This window comes from Paraglaciecola sp. QJM3NY_14 (assembly GCF_056173245.1).
In genome coordinates this window covers 2527075-2542578 of the sequence record NZ_CM149664.1, presented here as the reverse complement: position 1 = coordinate 2542578, position 15504 = coordinate 2527075, and the positions used below count along the sequence as shown (strand labels likewise).

Below are 15504 nucleotides of genomic sequence, written 5' to 3'. Positions count from 1 at the left end.
TTGAGATAGCTTTGCGTCATCTAACCTTAGCGTTAGATATTATGGGGGGCGACAACGGCCCCCATATTATTCTATCTGCAGCTTTAAAAGCACTGAATGAATTCCCCCACCTAAATTTAATTTTTTGCGGAGACGAAGATGTTATTACATCTTGGTTAAACCAGCACTCCTCTTCCTTATCCAATCGATATTCAATAGTTCATTGCAACCAACAGGTTTTGATGGATGACAACCCTGTTAAAGCGCTTCGTCATAAAAAAGACTCGTCAATGGCCTGTGCTATTAAGCACGTTCACAATGAGCAAGCGGATGCATGTGTAAGTGCGGGTAATACAGGCGCTTTGCTGGCAATGGCATGCTCTCAACTGAAAACTCTCTCTGGTGTTAACCGTCCTGCTTTGGTATCAAGCTTACCCACTGCTAAAGGTCGTAAAGTCTATCTTTTGGATTTAGGCGCGACGGTACAAAGCGACGCACAAACATTGCTACAAAATGCTGTGATGGGGTCTGTATTAGCTGAGCAAATTGCAGGAATTGAACGCCCGAGAGTAGCTATTTTAAACGTGGGAGAGGAGCAAATCAAAGGCCCTGCGAATATCAAAGAGGCAAGTCAATTATTAGCCGCCAGCGACCACTTAAACTATATTGGGTTCGTTGAAGGTGACGATATATTTAACGATATTGCCGATGTCATTGTCACCGACGGCTTCTCAGGAAACATCGCTTTAAAATCCTGCGAAGGACTGGTTAAGTTATTGATAGAGCAAGTAAAGCGTGATGTTAAACGAAATATATTGAGTAAAATCATGGCAAAACTGGCCATGCCCCTATTACGTCGTCTTTATTTGCGAGTGAACCCCGACCAGTATAACGGTGCGAGTCTGATAGGATTGCGCGGAATTGTGGTCAAAAGCCACGGAAATGCCTCGGATGAGGCTTTTTTGTATGCGATCCGCGAAGCGGTTCAAGAAGCCGAAAGGCAAGTTCCCACAAAAATTAAAGATAAGATTGAAAACCTCTTGATGGAGCGATCGTAATAAATGAATTCTAGAATAATTGGTACTGGTAGTTATTATCCAAGCGACGTGCGCACGAACGCCGACTTATCCCTCATGGTGGATACGTCAGACGAATGGATAACAGATCGCACTGGTATCAAAGAACGCCGCATTATCGGGGAGCATGAAACCGCTGCCACTATGGGCTTTGAGGCAAGTAAAAAAGCACTGGAAGCAGCTGGCATAGACGCCAGGTCATTAGACATGATTGTATGTGCCACAACCAGCGGACGTTACTCTCTACCCAGTACAGCCTGTGAGATCCAAAAAGCGTTAGACGTCGATGGCATTCCTGCATTTGACGTAGCGGCTGCTTGCGCAGGTTATTGCTATGCATTAAGCGTGGCTGATCAGTACATTAAATCAGGCATGGCAAAACGCATTTTGGTCGTAGGAACTGATTGCCTAAGTCGCATGATCAGCCCAGAAGACCGCACTATGGTAATTTTATTTGGTGACGCTGCAGGTGCAACAATTATCGAAGCGAGCGAAGAGCCTGGCATATTATCCACTCATATCCATGCTGCAGGGTCATACGGTGATTTATTGGCCATTGGTAATCCAACTCGTGGGGATGAATCATCCATCCACGAAAACTGGGGCTCTATGAAAGGCAATGAAGTATTCCGCGTTGCTGTGACAAAGTTAAGTGAAATCGTTGAAGAAACCTTAGCCGCCAATAATATGCAGAAATCTGATTTAGATTGGCTCGTTCCTCATCAGGCTAACTTCCGAATAATTAAAGCCACGGCGAAAAAATTAGATATGTCGCTTGATCAAGTGGTTATAACACTTGAGCGCTACGGTAATACGTCAGCGGCGACGGTGCCAACGGCGTTAGATGAAGCAATTCGAGATGGGCGTATCAAGAGAGGGCAAAACCTCCTATTAGAAGCCTTTGGTGGTGGTTTCGCCTGGGCATCTGCTTTAGTGCGATATTAAAGACCAGCATCATTAATGTGGTGGTAACGATTATTTTAGTGATCAAATGAAAGGAAGTTTTATGTCAAAACGCGCGTGGGTGTTCCCAGGTCAGGGTTCACAAACAGTGGGCATGTTGAAAGACTTAGCGGCTCATCATCCGCTAGTAGAAGAAACATTTAGCCGGGCAAGCAAGGTCTTAGGTTACGACCTTTGGGACGTAGTGCAAAACGACAGTGGGCAAACATTAGGACAAACGCAGGTGACACAGCCTGCGTTGTTAGCTGCTAGTTTCGCTATATTCCAAGTTTTAAAAGCACAAAGCGCTAATTTACCGCACTATCTTGCAGGTCATAGCTTGGGAGAATACTCAGCCCTTGTGTGTGCTGGTGTTCTATCATTTGAAGATGGCGTCAAATTAGTAGAAGCGCGCGGCCAGTTTATGCAGCAGGCTGTCCCTGAAGGGGTAGGAGCGATGTATGCGATCATTGGTCTTGATGATGCGAAAGTCATTCAAGCATGCGAACAAGCGCAAAACGAAACACAGCAAATCGTATCTGCAGTAAACTTTAATTCACCAGGCCAAGTCGTTATTGCAGGCAATGCAGAAGCTGCTGAAAAATCAGCTGAGCTGTGCAAAGAAGCGGGCGCTAAACGCGCTCTACCTCTAGCAGTAAGTGTGCCTTCTCACTGTGCTTTGATGAAACCCGCTGCAGATAAACTTGCTGAGCTATTTGAAACTATTGAGTTTACAACCCCTTCTATAGGGGTGGTAAACAATGTTGATGTCGCTATTGAATCTAATGTAGAAGATATCAAATCTGCACTTTTGCGCCAGTTATATAGCCCAGTGCGTTGGACTGAAACCATTCAAAAGCTGTCCGCTTTGGGTGTAAGCCAGATTCATGAAATTGGCCCTGGTAAGGTGTTAACTGGCTTGATAAAACGCATAGATAAATCATTGAGCTGTGATGCGGTAAACAACGCTGAAACAGTATCAACAATTCAATAATATAGAGAATATATATGTCTGGATTAGACGGAAAAATAGCACTTGTAACGGGCGCTAGTCGCGGTATCGGTAAAGCGATCGCTGAACAATTAGTAAATGATGGAGCGAGGGTCATTGGTACAGCTACATCTGAAGCTGGCGCCAGCGCTATCAGTGAATATTTGGCGGACAATGGCAAAGGCATGGTACTCAACGTATCAGAGCCAGAATCGATGACTCGCTTGTTAGCTGACATCGCAGAACAATTTGGTGTGATCGATATTTTGGTCAATAATGCCGGTATCACCCGGGATAACCTGCTCATGCGAATGAAAGATGAAGAATGGCAAGATATCATTAATACCAACCTCACATCCGTGTTTAACATGTCTAAAGCAGTTTTACGTGGCATGATGAAAAAACGTTGTGGTAGAATCATCAATATTGGTTCTGTTGTAGGCAGTTCAGGTAATGCAGGTCAAGCAAACTATGCTGCAGCTAAAGCTGGCGTCATAGGTTTTACTAAATCAATGGCACGTGAAGTCGCTTCTCGTGGAATTACAGTCAATGTAGTTGCTCCAGGTTTCATTGATACTGATATGACTAAGGCACTGAACGACGACCAACGTGAGGCCATTTTTAAAGATATTCCAGCAAATCGTTTAGGCTCTGTTCAAGAAGTTGCCTCAGCGGTTGGCTTTTTAGCTAGTAATAGCGCCGCATACATAACAGGGGAAACCTTGCATGTAAACGGTGGAATGTATATGGGGTAGTATGTTTATTTAATAACCTAGGTTATTAAAACATTGCTTGCCTGTTAATTTTTTGTTGATTATTATATAGTTTTTAGTGGTTCGACCAGTAAAAAACTTCAATGTCTTGCTTGCAAGGCGATGGGTTGGTGAATACACTACTCGAAATTTATATCTAGCGACTTTTAAGGGAAAACTAGAATTATGAGTGACATCGAAGAACGCGTTAAAAAAATCATTATTGAACAACTTGGTGTTAAAGAAGAAGAAGTAAAATCAGAAGCCTCGTTTGTTGATGATTTAGGTGCGGATTCTCTAGACACAGTTGAATTGGTTATGGCTTTAGAAGAGGAATTTGATACTGAAATTCCTGATGAAGAAGCAGAAAAAATTACAACAGTTCAATCTGCTATTGACTACGTTAACGCTCACAAAGACGCGTAAACAGTTTTTAAAAACGGCTCTTTCTGAGCCGTTTCTCTTATCTAACACACCAAATTTATATTACGTTCGGAGGCCAAAGTGGCTAAACGTCGGGTTGTAGTAACCGGTCTTGGCGTACTCTCTCCTGTGGGCAATGATTATGCTTCCACGTGGCAGAATATCGTCGGCGGTAAAAGTGGCATAGGCCCTATCACGGTTTTTGATGCATCTGAATACACCACGCATTTCGCAGGGGAAGTGAAAGACTTCAACGTTGAAGATTACATCGCCAAGAAAGAAACCAAGAAAATGGACAAGTTTATCCAGTTTGGTATTGCAGCTGGAAAGCAAGCCTTAGTGGACTCAGGTTTAGCCATTACTGAAAAGAATGCTTCTCGAGTTGGCGTAGCCATAGGGTCAGGTATTGGCGGTTTAAGTTTGATTGAAAAAAATCATACTAAATTAGTTAACTCTGGGCCTAAGCGTATCTCGCCCTTTTTCGTTCCTGCTACTATCACCAATATGATTTCAGGCTTCCTGTCCATCATGGAAGGTTTAAAAGGCCCTAATTTAAATATTGTGACTGCCTGTACCACAGGTGTCCATAATATGGGGATAGCTGCACGTACCATTGCTTACGGCGATGCTGATGCGATGTTAGCTGGCGGTGCGGAAGCGTCTATTTGCCCATTGGGCTTAGGTGGCTTTGCGGCTGCTAGAGCGTTATCAACTCGCAACGATAACCCGCAAATAGCCAGCCGTCCGTGGGACAAAGACCGGGACGGCTTTGTTATGGGCGAGGGTGCCGGTGTCGTTATGCTAGAAGAGTATGAGTCAGCTAAAGCTCGCGGCGCAAAAATTTATGCAGAGCTTGTTGGTTTCGGCATGAGTGGCGATGCTCATCACATGACATCACCGCCTGAAAATGGTGAAGGTGCAGCCGCTGCAATGCACAATGCACTCAATGACGCCTCAGTGAATGCGCATCAAGTAGGCTATATCAACGCTCATGGTACATCTACACCGGCGGGTGATGTGGCGGAAGTTGCTGCAGTAAAGACTATTTTTCAGGACAGCGCCAAGAAGGTACTTGTTAGTTCAACAAAATCCATGACCGGCCATTTATTAGGTGCCGCTGGTGCAGTTGAGGCTATCTTCACTATCTTAGCGTTGAAAGACCAAGTAGCCCCACCGACTATTAATTTAGATAATCCAGGTGAAGGGTGCGATCTAGACTTTGTTGCACACGAAGCCCGCTCAATCAAAATGGAGTACGGCTTGTGTAATTCATTTGGTTTTGGCGGTACTAACGGTTCGTTGCTATTTAAAAAAGTGTAATTTATCACGCACGAATAGTATCTAAACGAAGCCTGTAATATCATTGCTATTACAGGCTTTTTTGCATCAGATTACTCTCTTTATTCTAAGACATGATTTTTTCAAAGACTCACATATGATTGTAAATGGTTCATCCGCGACACAACTCGCTATCACAGATAGAGCGACCCAATATGGCGATGGGTGCTTCACCACCATGTTAGTTAGAGACGGAAAGGTCGAGTACTGGGATGCACACCTAACACGCTTACAATCAACCTGTGAACGTTTGTTAATTTCTTCGATAAATTGGGATGAGTTAGCGCTACATGTCTCAGCTCTGGCAGAACAAAAAACGCTTGGTGTGTTGAAAGTGTTAATTTCACGAGGCTCCGGTGGACGTGGTTATAGCCCTGAGGGGGCGAATACCCCTGTTTACATCGTTAGTCAACATCCATTTCCTGCTCACTACCAAGACTGGCAGCAAAAGGGTATCGAACTTAATGTCAGCAGTATTACCTTGGCCAAGCAGCCATTGCTTGCGGGTTTGAAACATTTAAACCGCTTAGAGCAAGTATTGATAAAGCATGAATTAGCTAATGATGCCTTTCATGATTGCTTGGTTCTCGATACTGATGATGTGATTGTTGAAACCTCGGTGGGAAACATATTTTGGTATTGCGAAAATGCTTGGCATACACCTTCGCTTAATTTTAGTGGCGTCGAAGGCGTTATGCGTAACCAAGTAATGGCATACTTATTGGCTAATCAAGTACCCATCCATCAGTGTAGAGAAGGACTCAATAGCATACAATCTGCCTCAGAGGTTTTCGTGTGCAATAGCCTGATGGGCATTGTCCCGGTATCAGCAATTGAGTTTAGTGATGGTCACAGGGCATATTATTTAAATGAGAAAACACGCGATTTACAAAACGGAGTAATGAATTATTAGTATTAAAGAACAAGGAACGAAGATTTGAAAATCAACGTAATCAAAGTGTCCTCGTTATTGGTGACTCTAGTGATTGTTACGTTAATGACAGGCTTGCATTATCTAAAGCAACAAGCAGAAAGACCATTAACGCTTAATGAGCCACTTTTACTTACTGTCAAGAAAGGGCAATTCTCTAACAGCATTTTAAAGCAGCTGAAAGAACAATCACTGATTGATGACACCCTCGGTCTTAAAGTGATGCTCAAAGTAATGCCGGAGATCGCTAATGTCAAAGCAGGCACTTACGAAATCGAGCCAGGCATGAACGGTATCGATGTTTTCCAACTTATTGCCAGTGGTAAGGAGAAGCAATTCGCCCTTACATTGGTAGAAGGCCTTAGGTGGCAAGATTGGGAAAAGCAGCTTACGAGTCATCCCTACGTTAAGGTGGGTGATGACTTTAGCGAAAATGCAAAAAGCTTTAGCCACGACATTGAAGGCCAATCTCTAGAGGGATGGCTGATGCCGGACACCTATCATTTTGTGGCAGGCACCAGTGCATTTACCATCGTAAAATGGGCATACAGCGCAATGCAAAAGGAACTCGCACTGCAATGGCAACATCGCGACCAGAATGTGCCTTATGCAACGCCTTACGAAGCGCTTATTATGGCGTCCATTATTGAAAAAGAAACCGCATTAGGCGAAGAGCGAAGTCGTATAGCAGGCGTATTTGTTAATCGCCTGCGGTTAAATATGCGTTTACAAACCGATCCGACTGTTATTTATGGCATTGAAGATTTCGACGGTAATATCAGGCGTAAAGACTTAAGACAAGCAACGCCTTATAATACCTACGTGATTAAAGGTTTAACACCAACCCCCATCGCCATGCCCAGTAAGCTAGCGATAAATGCAGCCCTCAACCCGTTAGCCACTGACGAGCTGTATTTTGTGTCTAAAGGGGATGGCAGTCATCACTTTTCAGAAACGTTACAAGAACATAATCGCGCCGTACGGCAGTACCAATTAAATCGTTAATTTGGTTAACGCAGGCTACTTAAGAACACCCTACAAACACGCACAGTGAGCGTAAAGGAAATGAAGTTTGATACACCCAGGTAAATTTATTGTCATTGAAGGATTAGAAGGTGCGGGCAAAAGCACCGCTATCAGTATCGTGAAATCCTGCATAGAGCAAGCTGGGCATAGTTTAACCTGCACTCGTGAGCCAGGTGGAACGGCTATGGCTGAGGCCATTCGTGAATGTGTAAAAAAAGATTGGCCAAACGAAACGGTAACCACAGAAGCTGAATTGTTACTCATGTATGCAGCCCGCGCTCAGCTGCTGCACAATGTTATTCACCCTGCATTAACGTCAGGATCTTGGGTGCTGGGCGATCGACATGATATGTCATCTCAAGCCTATCAAGGCGGAGGGCGTGAAATACCCCAAACATTGATTCAACCTCTGCGTGATATTACCTTGAAGGGGTTCGTGCCTGACTTCACCTTATACTTAGATGTTGAACCAAGTATAGGCTTAGCACGTGCACGAGGCCGTGGTGAGTTGGATCGCATAGAACAGCTTGATATATCCTTTTTTGAGCGTACCCGTGCACGTTATCTCAGCTTGGCTGAGCAAGATGAGAACTGTGTTGTCATCGATACAATGCAGTCAATCGAGCAAGTGCACCACGATATTCAACACGCCATGCAACAGTTTTTGGCGGTGTAAAGTGTATTCTTGGTTACACGCTTCTTTACAGCAATTGTCCCAGCGCGCGGCGACGTTGTCGTTGCATCATGCGTTATTGCTAAAAGGTGAAAAAGGCATAGGTAAAACGGAATTTGCACAACAGCTAGGGCGGTTTTTACTGTGTGCGAATAAACCTGCTCTCTCGCAAGATAACTTAGGTCCTTGTGGTCACTGCCAGTCGTGCTTATTGTCAGCGGCTGGAAATCATCCAGATTTATACGAAATTCGTTCTGACAAGCAAATTGGTGTCGATGCTATTCGCGACGCAATTAAAAAGCTTTCAGGCTCGGCTCAACTGTCAGGCGCTAAAGTGCTGCTTATTCATGACGCACACACTATGACAGAGTCTAGTGCCAACGCATTATTAAAAACCCTAGAAGAGCCTACAAACAACACCTTCTTGCTCTTATTAAGCAGTCACCCTGAGCGCTTACTACCGACCATTTTGAGCCGCTGCGAAAAGGTAGCGTTATTAAGTCCCACTCAACAAGAGTGTATTGATTGGTTGAATAAGGAAGGTTATGCAAATGTTGATGACGCTTTGTTGCGTTTATACGGTACGTCTCCTTTAGTACTGATTGAGCACTTAAAAACACCGTCCAAAGTCAATTATCAAGAACTAGTTGAAAATCTAGGTTATTTGAAGGTGGGTACGGCGGACCCAGCCGCGCTGGCAACGAAATGGCAAGACGAAGCCATAACAATTGTAAAGTGGTTACAGGTATGGCTTGTAAACCAACTTAAAACTGGCCAGCCCAACACCGAACACTTATGGCAGATGCACGCGCGATGCGTCAACGCTAACGAGCAATTACGTAACCCAGGCGTTAATAAAACCCTGGTGCTCGTCAACATATTACAGTCGATGGCATTAAAGGCCTGAAAACCTATTTTGCTTGATACTTTGCTTGATACTAGATTAACGATTTAAAGTAGGAATATTCTTTGTTTGTAGATTCACATTGTCACTTAGACCGATTAGATAAAAGCCCAGAAGAATTAGCGGAAGTCATCCATTTTGCACAGCAGCGCGGTGTCGAGCATTTCCTGTGTGTTTGCGTGTCCGTCAATGACTTTCCAGCTATGATGCAATCCATTAAACCCTTCAATAACGTTTCAGCATCCTGTGGTGTACACCCACTTCACCAAGATGAGGCTTGCACTTATGAAGAGTTACTCACAATGGCCAAGTCCGAGAATATCGTCGCGATAGGTGAAACAGGCTTGGATTATTTTTACAGTGCAGATACAAAAGAAGTGCAGTTAACATCTTTTGTCGATCACATAAAAGTAGCCAACGAATTGAATAAGCCTTTGATCATTCATACACGAGATGCGCGCCAAGACACCATTTCCTTATTGAAAGAATACAAAGCGCCTCACACACGCGGTGTGTTGCACTGCTTTACAGAAGACTGGGAAATGGCTCAAGCGGCTATAGAATTAGGGTTTTACATTTCTATTTCAGGGATTGTCACCTTCAAGAGTGCCCAAGAATTACAAGACGTGGTTAAGAAAATTCCACTGGAAAACCTACTGATTGAAACAGACTCCCCTTGGCTCGCGCCTGTTCCCTATCGAGGTAAGCAGAACCAACCCGGTTACGTACGAGAAGTAGGGGAGTTCATTGCTAAGCTAAAAGGGGTTTCCGTGGATGAGCTGGCCAAAGCCACCACTGAAAACTTTTATACCTTATTTAATATCCCCAGAACCATCTAGTGATTGGTTGTTTATTTGATTTAGTCATGCCGCATAATGCGCGGCATCGTTAGATCAATCGGATATTCTAGCCGTACTTAAAAATATTCCCTTGATGTCCGGTCTGGGCTGCGTTCATACCCATTGTGATAAATCACGGCGTTGAGTGGCCAGTTATTTACTGGAGCGGTATTACAAACTCGTTGATATTGACTCAGCTGAGGTACTCAGAACGTTATAGCCTTTTTCGGTTTTTTCATGAGAAGGGCTGTTCACCACCACAACCCATTTTCCGGCTGAGGTCGCATCACGAGTTTGATTAACGACTGCGTCCTGATCTGGTCTTAGCGAAGCCAACCCAGCGATCATCAGGCCTACAAAAAAGCCTAAGATGGCTAATGCAATAACAGTCAATACTGGGCTGGTTTGGGTGTAAGCGGGCCCATAAAACCCTAATAGTAAACCGCAGAAAACGCCTAACACCACACCCATGAGGGCTAACCCCATATGGGCTTTTAGCATAAACAGTCCGACTTTCTTGTCGTCGTTCTCTAATTTCTCACCAAAATGTGGATCATGCGGTGCCACGATACTCACTTCATCATGTAACAGGCCTGTTGACTGCATCACTGCTGATGCTGCATTTTTAGCAGCCATCTCGTCACCATAAATGGCACTTACTTTACCTCTGATTTCTTGGCTCATTTCGATTTCCTTTTAAATTATTCATCTTCTCACAGCAAGTTGGATGTGCTTTCAGTGGTAAGAGCGCTGCAAAACTCATACCTCTAAACGTAGTGATAAGCACGCGGCTCGACTCATCGCAAATTAACGCTGTCCAGCGTATTTTGTGGAGCAATTAACAAATTGTTTGGGTCTATATAAGGGATTGATAGACGACAAAATTACTCTTTCAGTGAAAATTTTACTCAACTGAATGCGGTATTAGCCGTTTAAGAGATTTGCTATAAGTTTTATGTTTGAACAAAAAACGGTTAAATAAGACCAACAAAATCAATAAGCCGACCGCAAATCTATTTCACAAACTAAAAATCCACCAAGTTGGCGCGTATTCCGCTTAGTGCACAGTTCTTCTATTTCCTTTATCGAGACCTTTTATGTCAAAAGAACGCATTGCATCCATGGGATTATTCAAATCAGATAAAGGCTATGAAGTCGCGCTATGGGCGCCCAACGCCAAAGCCGTAGCCATCCGCGGTGAGTTTGATGATTGGAGTGAGAAGGGCGTTGCTCTTACGCTTGAAAATGATGGTGTATGGATTGGTCAAATTCCCCAATTAAAGAATCATCAAAAATACCAATTTAGTATTACCACGCAATCTGGTGATGTGCTCAAACGCAACGACCCTAGAGCGCGATTACTAACGAACAGTGTGGGCGCATCAGTCGTTTATGATGACGATTACCAGTGGCCCGAAACCCCTTTTCAAATGCCAGAAAGAAGCGCTCTTGTTATTTATGAACTCCACATAGGAACGTTTAACTGCAAAGCTATCGGTGAAACCGGCGAACCAAATGAGCCTGGTACCTTTAAAAGCACCATCGAAAAATTAGACTACCTCGCAAAGCTAGGCATTAACTGTATTGAAGTCATGCCGGTAAATGAATTTGCGGGTGACTTCAGTTGGGGTTACAACCCAGCATACCCATTCGCGGTGGAGGAAGCTTACGGCGGGCCTGATGGTTTAAAAGATCTAGTACGCGAGGCTCACGCCAGAGGCATCGCTGTTGTGCTTGATGTGGTCTACAACCATTTTGGACCAAGCGACCTTCATTTATGGCAATTTGATGGATGGTCTGAAAATAACAAAGGTGGGATCTACTTTTATAACGATTGGCGCAGTGATACTCCATGGGGTGACACAAGACCCGATTATGGCCGACCAGAAGTACGCCAGTACATATACGATAACGCAATGATGTGGCTGGAAGAGTTCCGTCTTGATGGATTGCGCATGGACATGATCCCCTACATGCGCTCAGTCAGTGGCTCTGAGGATCCGGACGATGCAATTGAAGAAGCATACGATTTAATTCGTTGGTTAAATAGCGAAATTCAACGTCGTCACCCCGGGAAAATCGTTGTCGCAGAGGACCTACATGGAAACGATTTTGTCACAGATAAAACTGAACATGGTGGGTTAGGATATACCGCGCAATGGGATGCAGACTTTGTTCATCCAATAAGAGATGTACTAACACAACCTGAAGATGATAGCCGAGATCTAAATTTGGTCGAAAAAGCATTAACCAGGCAATACTCTGGTGATCCATTAAGTCGTGTGGTGTATGTTGAATCTCATGATGAAGTGGCTAATGGCAGCGCACGGTTGGCGGAAGAAATAGCCCCCGGTAATGTTGATAAAGACTATTTTGCACGCCAGCGCTCTGCTATTGGTGCTGCTCTAACACTCACGGCCCCTGGCACCCCTATGTTGTTTCAAGGCCAAGAGTTGCTTGAAGATTTATGGTTTGATGACAAAGATCCCATCGATTGGTCTCGTAAACAACAATTCCCGCAACTTCATAAGGCGTATACAAGACTAATAGCCTTGCGTAAAGAGCATCCGTCATTGCAAAGTGTACATCTTAATATCACTCATATGGACCACCAGAACAAAGTACTGGCGTATCAGCGCGGTGAACGAAAAGAAGGAGCCGAGCCTTTGCTGGTGATTATAAACTTTAAGAATCAGCGCTTTGATAATTACAAATTAAGCCATTTTGATAATGCCAAATGGCAATGTCTGTTCAATTGGCAAAATGGTTATCATGAACCGAATGAATTTCATTTTGAGCATGGTGAGGATAACGCCACTCAGCTGAATATTGGTGAATACCAAGTGTTGATCTTCGAGGCGAAACGATAATGACCATTAAATGTGCTAAAGCTGGTGCATTTGCATAAAGATGTGCTCTACAAGTCTCTAATCTAAATTTTATTGGTAATTATTACCCCCGCGTTGAAATTATTACATTTCAGGCGGGTACTTTTTCCCTGTACCTCCCAATTTCTGGCTCATCAAGTGTGGTGCATGCTTTGCACCATCTGCCTTGATTGAAGTCATAAAATAAGCAATTTGTGCTGTCTTGCTACAATGTCGCACGTCAGTTTTCGACATTCAGTCACTCTTCTAATTATCTCAAAAAGGAAAACGCTAAATGTCTTCTTCTACAAACCGACGCATATCTAATTGGCCGCTGCGGATGTTTTCAGTGGTTAGCTTTCTCATCGGACTCTATTTAGCAATAGGTGGCGTTTGGTTAGTCGCCGAAAACGGCTCTTATTACTACGCTATCGCAGGCGGAACTTTAATATTAAGTAGTTCCTTACTCTACTTTAAGCAACGATTAGGCTTGTGGGTTTTTGCTCTGCTTTTTTTCGGCACGCTAGGGTGGACTATTTGGGAGTCAGGCACAGATTATTGGCGATGGGTTCCTCGTATGGGCGTGCCTGTAGTCCTTTGTTTTGTTCTCGCGTTGTTACTGCCTAGTCTGGGGTTTTCGAAACGCGCGAGCCTTTCTCTTGCAGGGGCATTCGCGGTAATTTTTGTTGGCGCGTTTAGTATGGCTTTCGTACCCACAGGCTGGACTCACAATGCCACGGCTCCTCAAGCAGGAAGTAGCTTGGTCAAGCTTGGCAACCAAAACGGCATAAACGATATTAGTGCTGATGACTGGCCCGTGTATGGTCGAGATAACCATGCCAGTAGGTATTCACCTGTGACCGATATAACACCTGAAAACGTCACATCTTTAAAAAAAGCATGGCAATACAGGACAAAAGACATCCCCTCTAAACGCTACGGCGCTGAAACGACACCTATTAAAATTGATGACAAACTTTACTTGTGTACCGCTAGGAATAAATTAATCGCCTTGAATGCACAGAATGGCAAAGAGATATGGCGCTATGATCCCAAAGTAGCTGACGAAGACATACCCTATACTGCAGCATGCCGAGGTGTAGCTTATTATAAAGTACCTCTCACTGAGGAAGTACATATTGAAAAACGAAACGAAAACAGTACGAACGCCATTACAGACGGCTCACTAGCGTGTCGCGAAAGGATCATTAGTGGCACGTTAGACGGGAGGATCATAGAAGTAGATGCGCAAACAGGTAAACCCTGTTCTAGCTTCGGGAATAAAGGTGAAGTTGATATCAAGGAACATACGGGCAAAACCCCCAGTGGCTTTGTTGCTATTACGGGTGTTCCAGTGATTGTTAAAGGTGTGATCATCACTGGGCACCAAGTTCTAGATGGACAAAAACGTTACGCACCATCAGGCGTGATCAAAGGATTTGACGTACAAACCGGAGAACTTCGTTGGGCGTGGGACATGGTCAAACCTAATATTGATAAGTTACCCCCTGCAGGAGAAACATATACACGAGGCACACCCAATATGTGGACCTCAGCTACAGGTGATAACGATTTAGGGTTAGCGTATTTACCCATGGGTAATTCATCTGCCGATTACTGGAGTAGTTCGCGCACTAAAGCAGAACTAAAATATGCCACATCCCTTGTTGCCATGGACGTAAATACCGGTAAACCAGCGTGGTCATTTCAAACCGTACACAAAGACGTTTGGGACTACGACTTAGGCTCACAAGTTAGCTTAATTGATTACCCTACCAATAATGGTCAGGTTCCAGCATTAGTGCTAACGAGCAAACAAGGGGACATTTACATACTCAATCGTGAAACCGGCGAAGTGCTAACGGGTGTTGAGGAGCGCACAGTACCTACCGGGGGAGTGGTACCGGAGTTGCGATCTGACACGCAGCCATTTTCAACATTTCATACTCTACGTAAGCCAGATCTCACCGCTAAAGACATGTGGGGGGTCACTATGTTCGATCAACTGGCATGCCGTATTCAATTTCAAACCGCTAGTTATCATGGTATCTACACGCCACCAACCACAGAACAGCATTGGATTGAATACCCAGGATATAACGGCGGATCAGACTGGGGAAGTGTTGCCATCGACCCGCAAAGAGGTGTGTTGATTGCAAATTACAATGATATGCCAAACTACAACCGACTCGTTTCGCGTGAGGAAGCCAATGAAAAAGGGTGGAAACCGAGAGACGAAATGGATCATGATGATGGAGGAGCCGAAGGTGCTGGAGACCCTCAGCAAGGAACCCCCTACGCAGTTGATGTGAATGCAGGGTGGCGTTTGCCTTTGACTGGACTACTGTGCAAACAACCACCCTACGGTGGGATACGAGCTATTAACCTAGAAAATGGAAAAACCTTATGGGATCGTCCTCTGGGAACCGCTCGCAACAATGGTCCCTTCGGTATTGCATCAGGATTACCAATAACCATAGGCACGCCGAACAATGGTGGCAGCGTTGTGACTAAAAGCGGTTTGATATTCATAGCGGCAGCGACGGATAACCTTATCCGCGCTATTGACATCAATACCGGGCAAACAGTGTGGCAAGACGAGTTACCCGCTGGCGGTCAAGCGAACCCAATGATGTACCGAGAAAATGGTAAAAGTTACTTGGTTATCGTCGCTGCGGGGCATCATTTTATGGAAACGCCTCCAGGGGATTATGTCATCGCTTACGCACTAGATGAATAAACGAGGCTGGCTTAAAAACAAGC

The 15504-nt window shown here is 44.4% G+C and carries 14 protein-coding genes; 13 read left to right on the top strand and 1 reads right to left on the bottom strand.

Translation table 11 applies throughout. The features are described 5' to 3' along the window. Positions 1–11 precede the first annotated feature (11 nt). The 11 genes from plsX to AC0VYA_RS10640 all read left to right on the top strand — a co-directional run bounded on the left by plsX (position 12) and on the right by AC0VYA_RS10640 (position 9874). Positions 12–1037, top strand: a complete 1026-nt coding sequence (plsX, locus tag AC0VYA_RS10690) for a phosphate acyltransferase PlsX (protein ID WP_475490996.1) — start codon at positions 12–14, stop codon at positions 1035–1037. Positions 1038–1040: 3 nt separating this feature from the next. After that, complete coding sequence (locus AC0VYA_RS10685) at positions 1041–2000, top strand: beta-ketoacyl-ACP synthase III (protein WP_475490995.1); 960 nt, start codon at positions 1041–1043, stop codon at positions 1998–2000. A 61-nt stretch (positions 2001–2061) separates the two neighbouring features. Then, the gene (fabD, locus tag AC0VYA_RS10680) at positions 2062–2991 is read left to right on the top strand and encodes an ACP S-malonyltransferase (protein ID WP_475490994.1); all 930 of its coding nucleotides are present in this window, start codon (positions 2062–2064) and stop codon (positions 2989–2991) included. A 14-nt stretch (positions 2992–3005) separates the two neighbouring features. Next, positions 3006–3743 (top strand): 3-oxoacyl-ACP reductase FabG, encoded by a 738-nt coding sequence (gene fabG / locus AC0VYA_RS10675; RefSeq protein WP_475490993.1) that lies wholly within the window; start codon positions 3006–3008, stop codon positions 3741–3743. Positions 3744–3926: 183 nt separating this feature from the next. Next, positions 3927–4166: an acyl carrier protein gene (gene acpP, locus AC0VYA_RS10670; RefSeq protein ID WP_006993870.1), complete on the top strand. Its 240-nt coding sequence runs from the start codon at positions 3927–3929 to the stop codon at positions 4164–4166. 78 nt (positions 4167–4244) lie between these two features. Continuing rightward, a complete protein-coding gene (fabF, locus tag AC0VYA_RS10665; RefSeq protein WP_475490992.1) occupies positions 4245–5483 on the top strand; it encodes a beta-ketoacyl-ACP synthase II in 1239 nt (412 codons plus the stop codon). 115 nt (positions 5484–5598) lie between these two features. Beyond that, positions 5599–6414, top strand: a complete 816-nt coding sequence (gene pabC, locus AC0VYA_RS10660) for an aminodeoxychorismate lyase (protein WP_475490991.1) — start codon at positions 5599–5601, stop codon at positions 6412–6414. Between the two features lie 84 nt (positions 6415–6498). Next, on the top strand, positions 6499–7437 hold the full coding sequence (gene mltG / locus AC0VYA_RS10655; RefSeq protein ID WP_475491058.1) for an endolytic transglycosylase MltG: 939 nt from the start codon (positions 6499–6501) through the stop codon (positions 7435–7437). Between the two features lie 67 nt (positions 7438–7504). Then, positions 7505–8134 (top strand): dTMP kinase, encoded by a 630-nt coding sequence (gene tmk / locus AC0VYA_RS10650; protein ID WP_475490990.1) that lies wholly within the window; start codon positions 7505–7507, stop codon positions 8132–8134. 1 nt (position 8135) lies between these two features. Beyond that, positions 8136–9038 carry a DNA polymerase III subunit delta' gene (gene holB / locus AC0VYA_RS10645; protein WP_475490989.1) on the top strand — a complete coding sequence of 301 codons (903 nt, stop codon included), beginning with the start codon at positions 8136–8138 and terminating at the stop codon, positions 9036–9038. 62 nt (positions 9039–9100) lie between these two features. Beyond that, positions 9101–9874, top strand: a complete 774-nt coding sequence (locus tag AC0VYA_RS10640) for a TatD family hydrolase (protein ID WP_011574921.1) — start codon at positions 9101–9103, stop codon at positions 9872–9874. Positions 9875–10045: 171 nt separating this feature from the next. Here AC0VYA_RS10640 and AC0VYA_RS10635 read toward each other — a convergent pair whose 3' ends face one another. After that, positions 10046–10558 (bottom strand): hypothetical protein, encoded by a 513-nt coding sequence (locus tag AC0VYA_RS10635; RefSeq protein ID WP_475490988.1) that lies wholly within the window; start codon positions 10556–10558, stop codon positions 10046–10048. Positions 10559–10971: 413 nt separating this feature from the next. On the opposite strand from AC0VYA_RS10635, the gene AC0VYA_RS10630 reads away from it, so the two are divergent. Together AC0VYA_RS10630 and AC0VYA_RS10625 are read left to right on the top strand one after the other, a co-directional pair. Next, positions 10972–12744 carry an alpha-amylase family glycosyl hydrolase gene (locus AC0VYA_RS10630; protein ID WP_475490987.1) on the top strand — a complete coding sequence of 591 codons (1773 nt, stop codon included), beginning with the start codon at positions 10972–10974 and terminating at the stop codon, positions 12742–12744. A 292-nt stretch (positions 12745–13036) separates the two neighbouring features. After that, positions 13037–15481, top strand: coding sequence for a membrane-bound PQQ-dependent dehydrogenase, glucose/quinate/shikimate family (locus AC0VYA_RS10625; RefSeq protein ID WP_475490986.1), 2445 nt, complete (start codon positions 13037–13039; stop codon positions 15479–15481). The last annotated feature ends 23 nt before the right edge of the window (positions 15482–15504 follow it).

Coding starts and splice junctions, on each gene's coding strand:
- pabC (WP_475490991.1), top strand. CDS start 5,599: ATGATTGTAAATGGTTCATCCGCGACACAACTCGCTATCACAGATAGA.
- fabG (WP_475490993.1), top strand. CDS start 3,006: ATGTCTGGATTAGACGGAAAAATAGCACTTGTAACGGGCGCTAGTCGC.
- AC0VYA_RS10685 (WP_475490995.1), top strand. CDS start 1,041: ATGAATTCTAGAATAATTGGTACTGGTAGTTATTATCCAAGCGACGTG.
- mltG (WP_475491058.1), top strand. CDS start 6,499: ATGACAGGCTTGCATTATCTAAAGCAACAAGCAGAAAGACCATTAACG.
- acpP (WP_006993870.1), top strand. CDS start 3,927: ATGAGTGACATCGAAGAACGCGTTAAAAAAATCATTATTGAACAACTT.
- AC0VYA_RS10635 (WP_475490988.1), bottom strand. CDS start 10,558: ATGAGCCAAGAAATCAGAGGTAAAGTAAGTGCCATTTATGGTGACGAG.
- AC0VYA_RS10630 (WP_475490987.1), top strand. CDS start 10,972: ATGTCAAAAGAACGCATTGCATCCATGGGATTATTCAAATCAGATAAA.
- fabD (WP_475490994.1), top strand. CDS start 2,062: ATGTCAAAACGCGCGTGGGTGTTCCCAGGTCAGGGTTCACAAACAGTG.
- AC0VYA_RS10625 (WP_475490986.1), top strand. CDS start 13,037: ATGTCTTCTTCTACAAACCGACGCATATCTAATTGGCCGCTGCGGATG.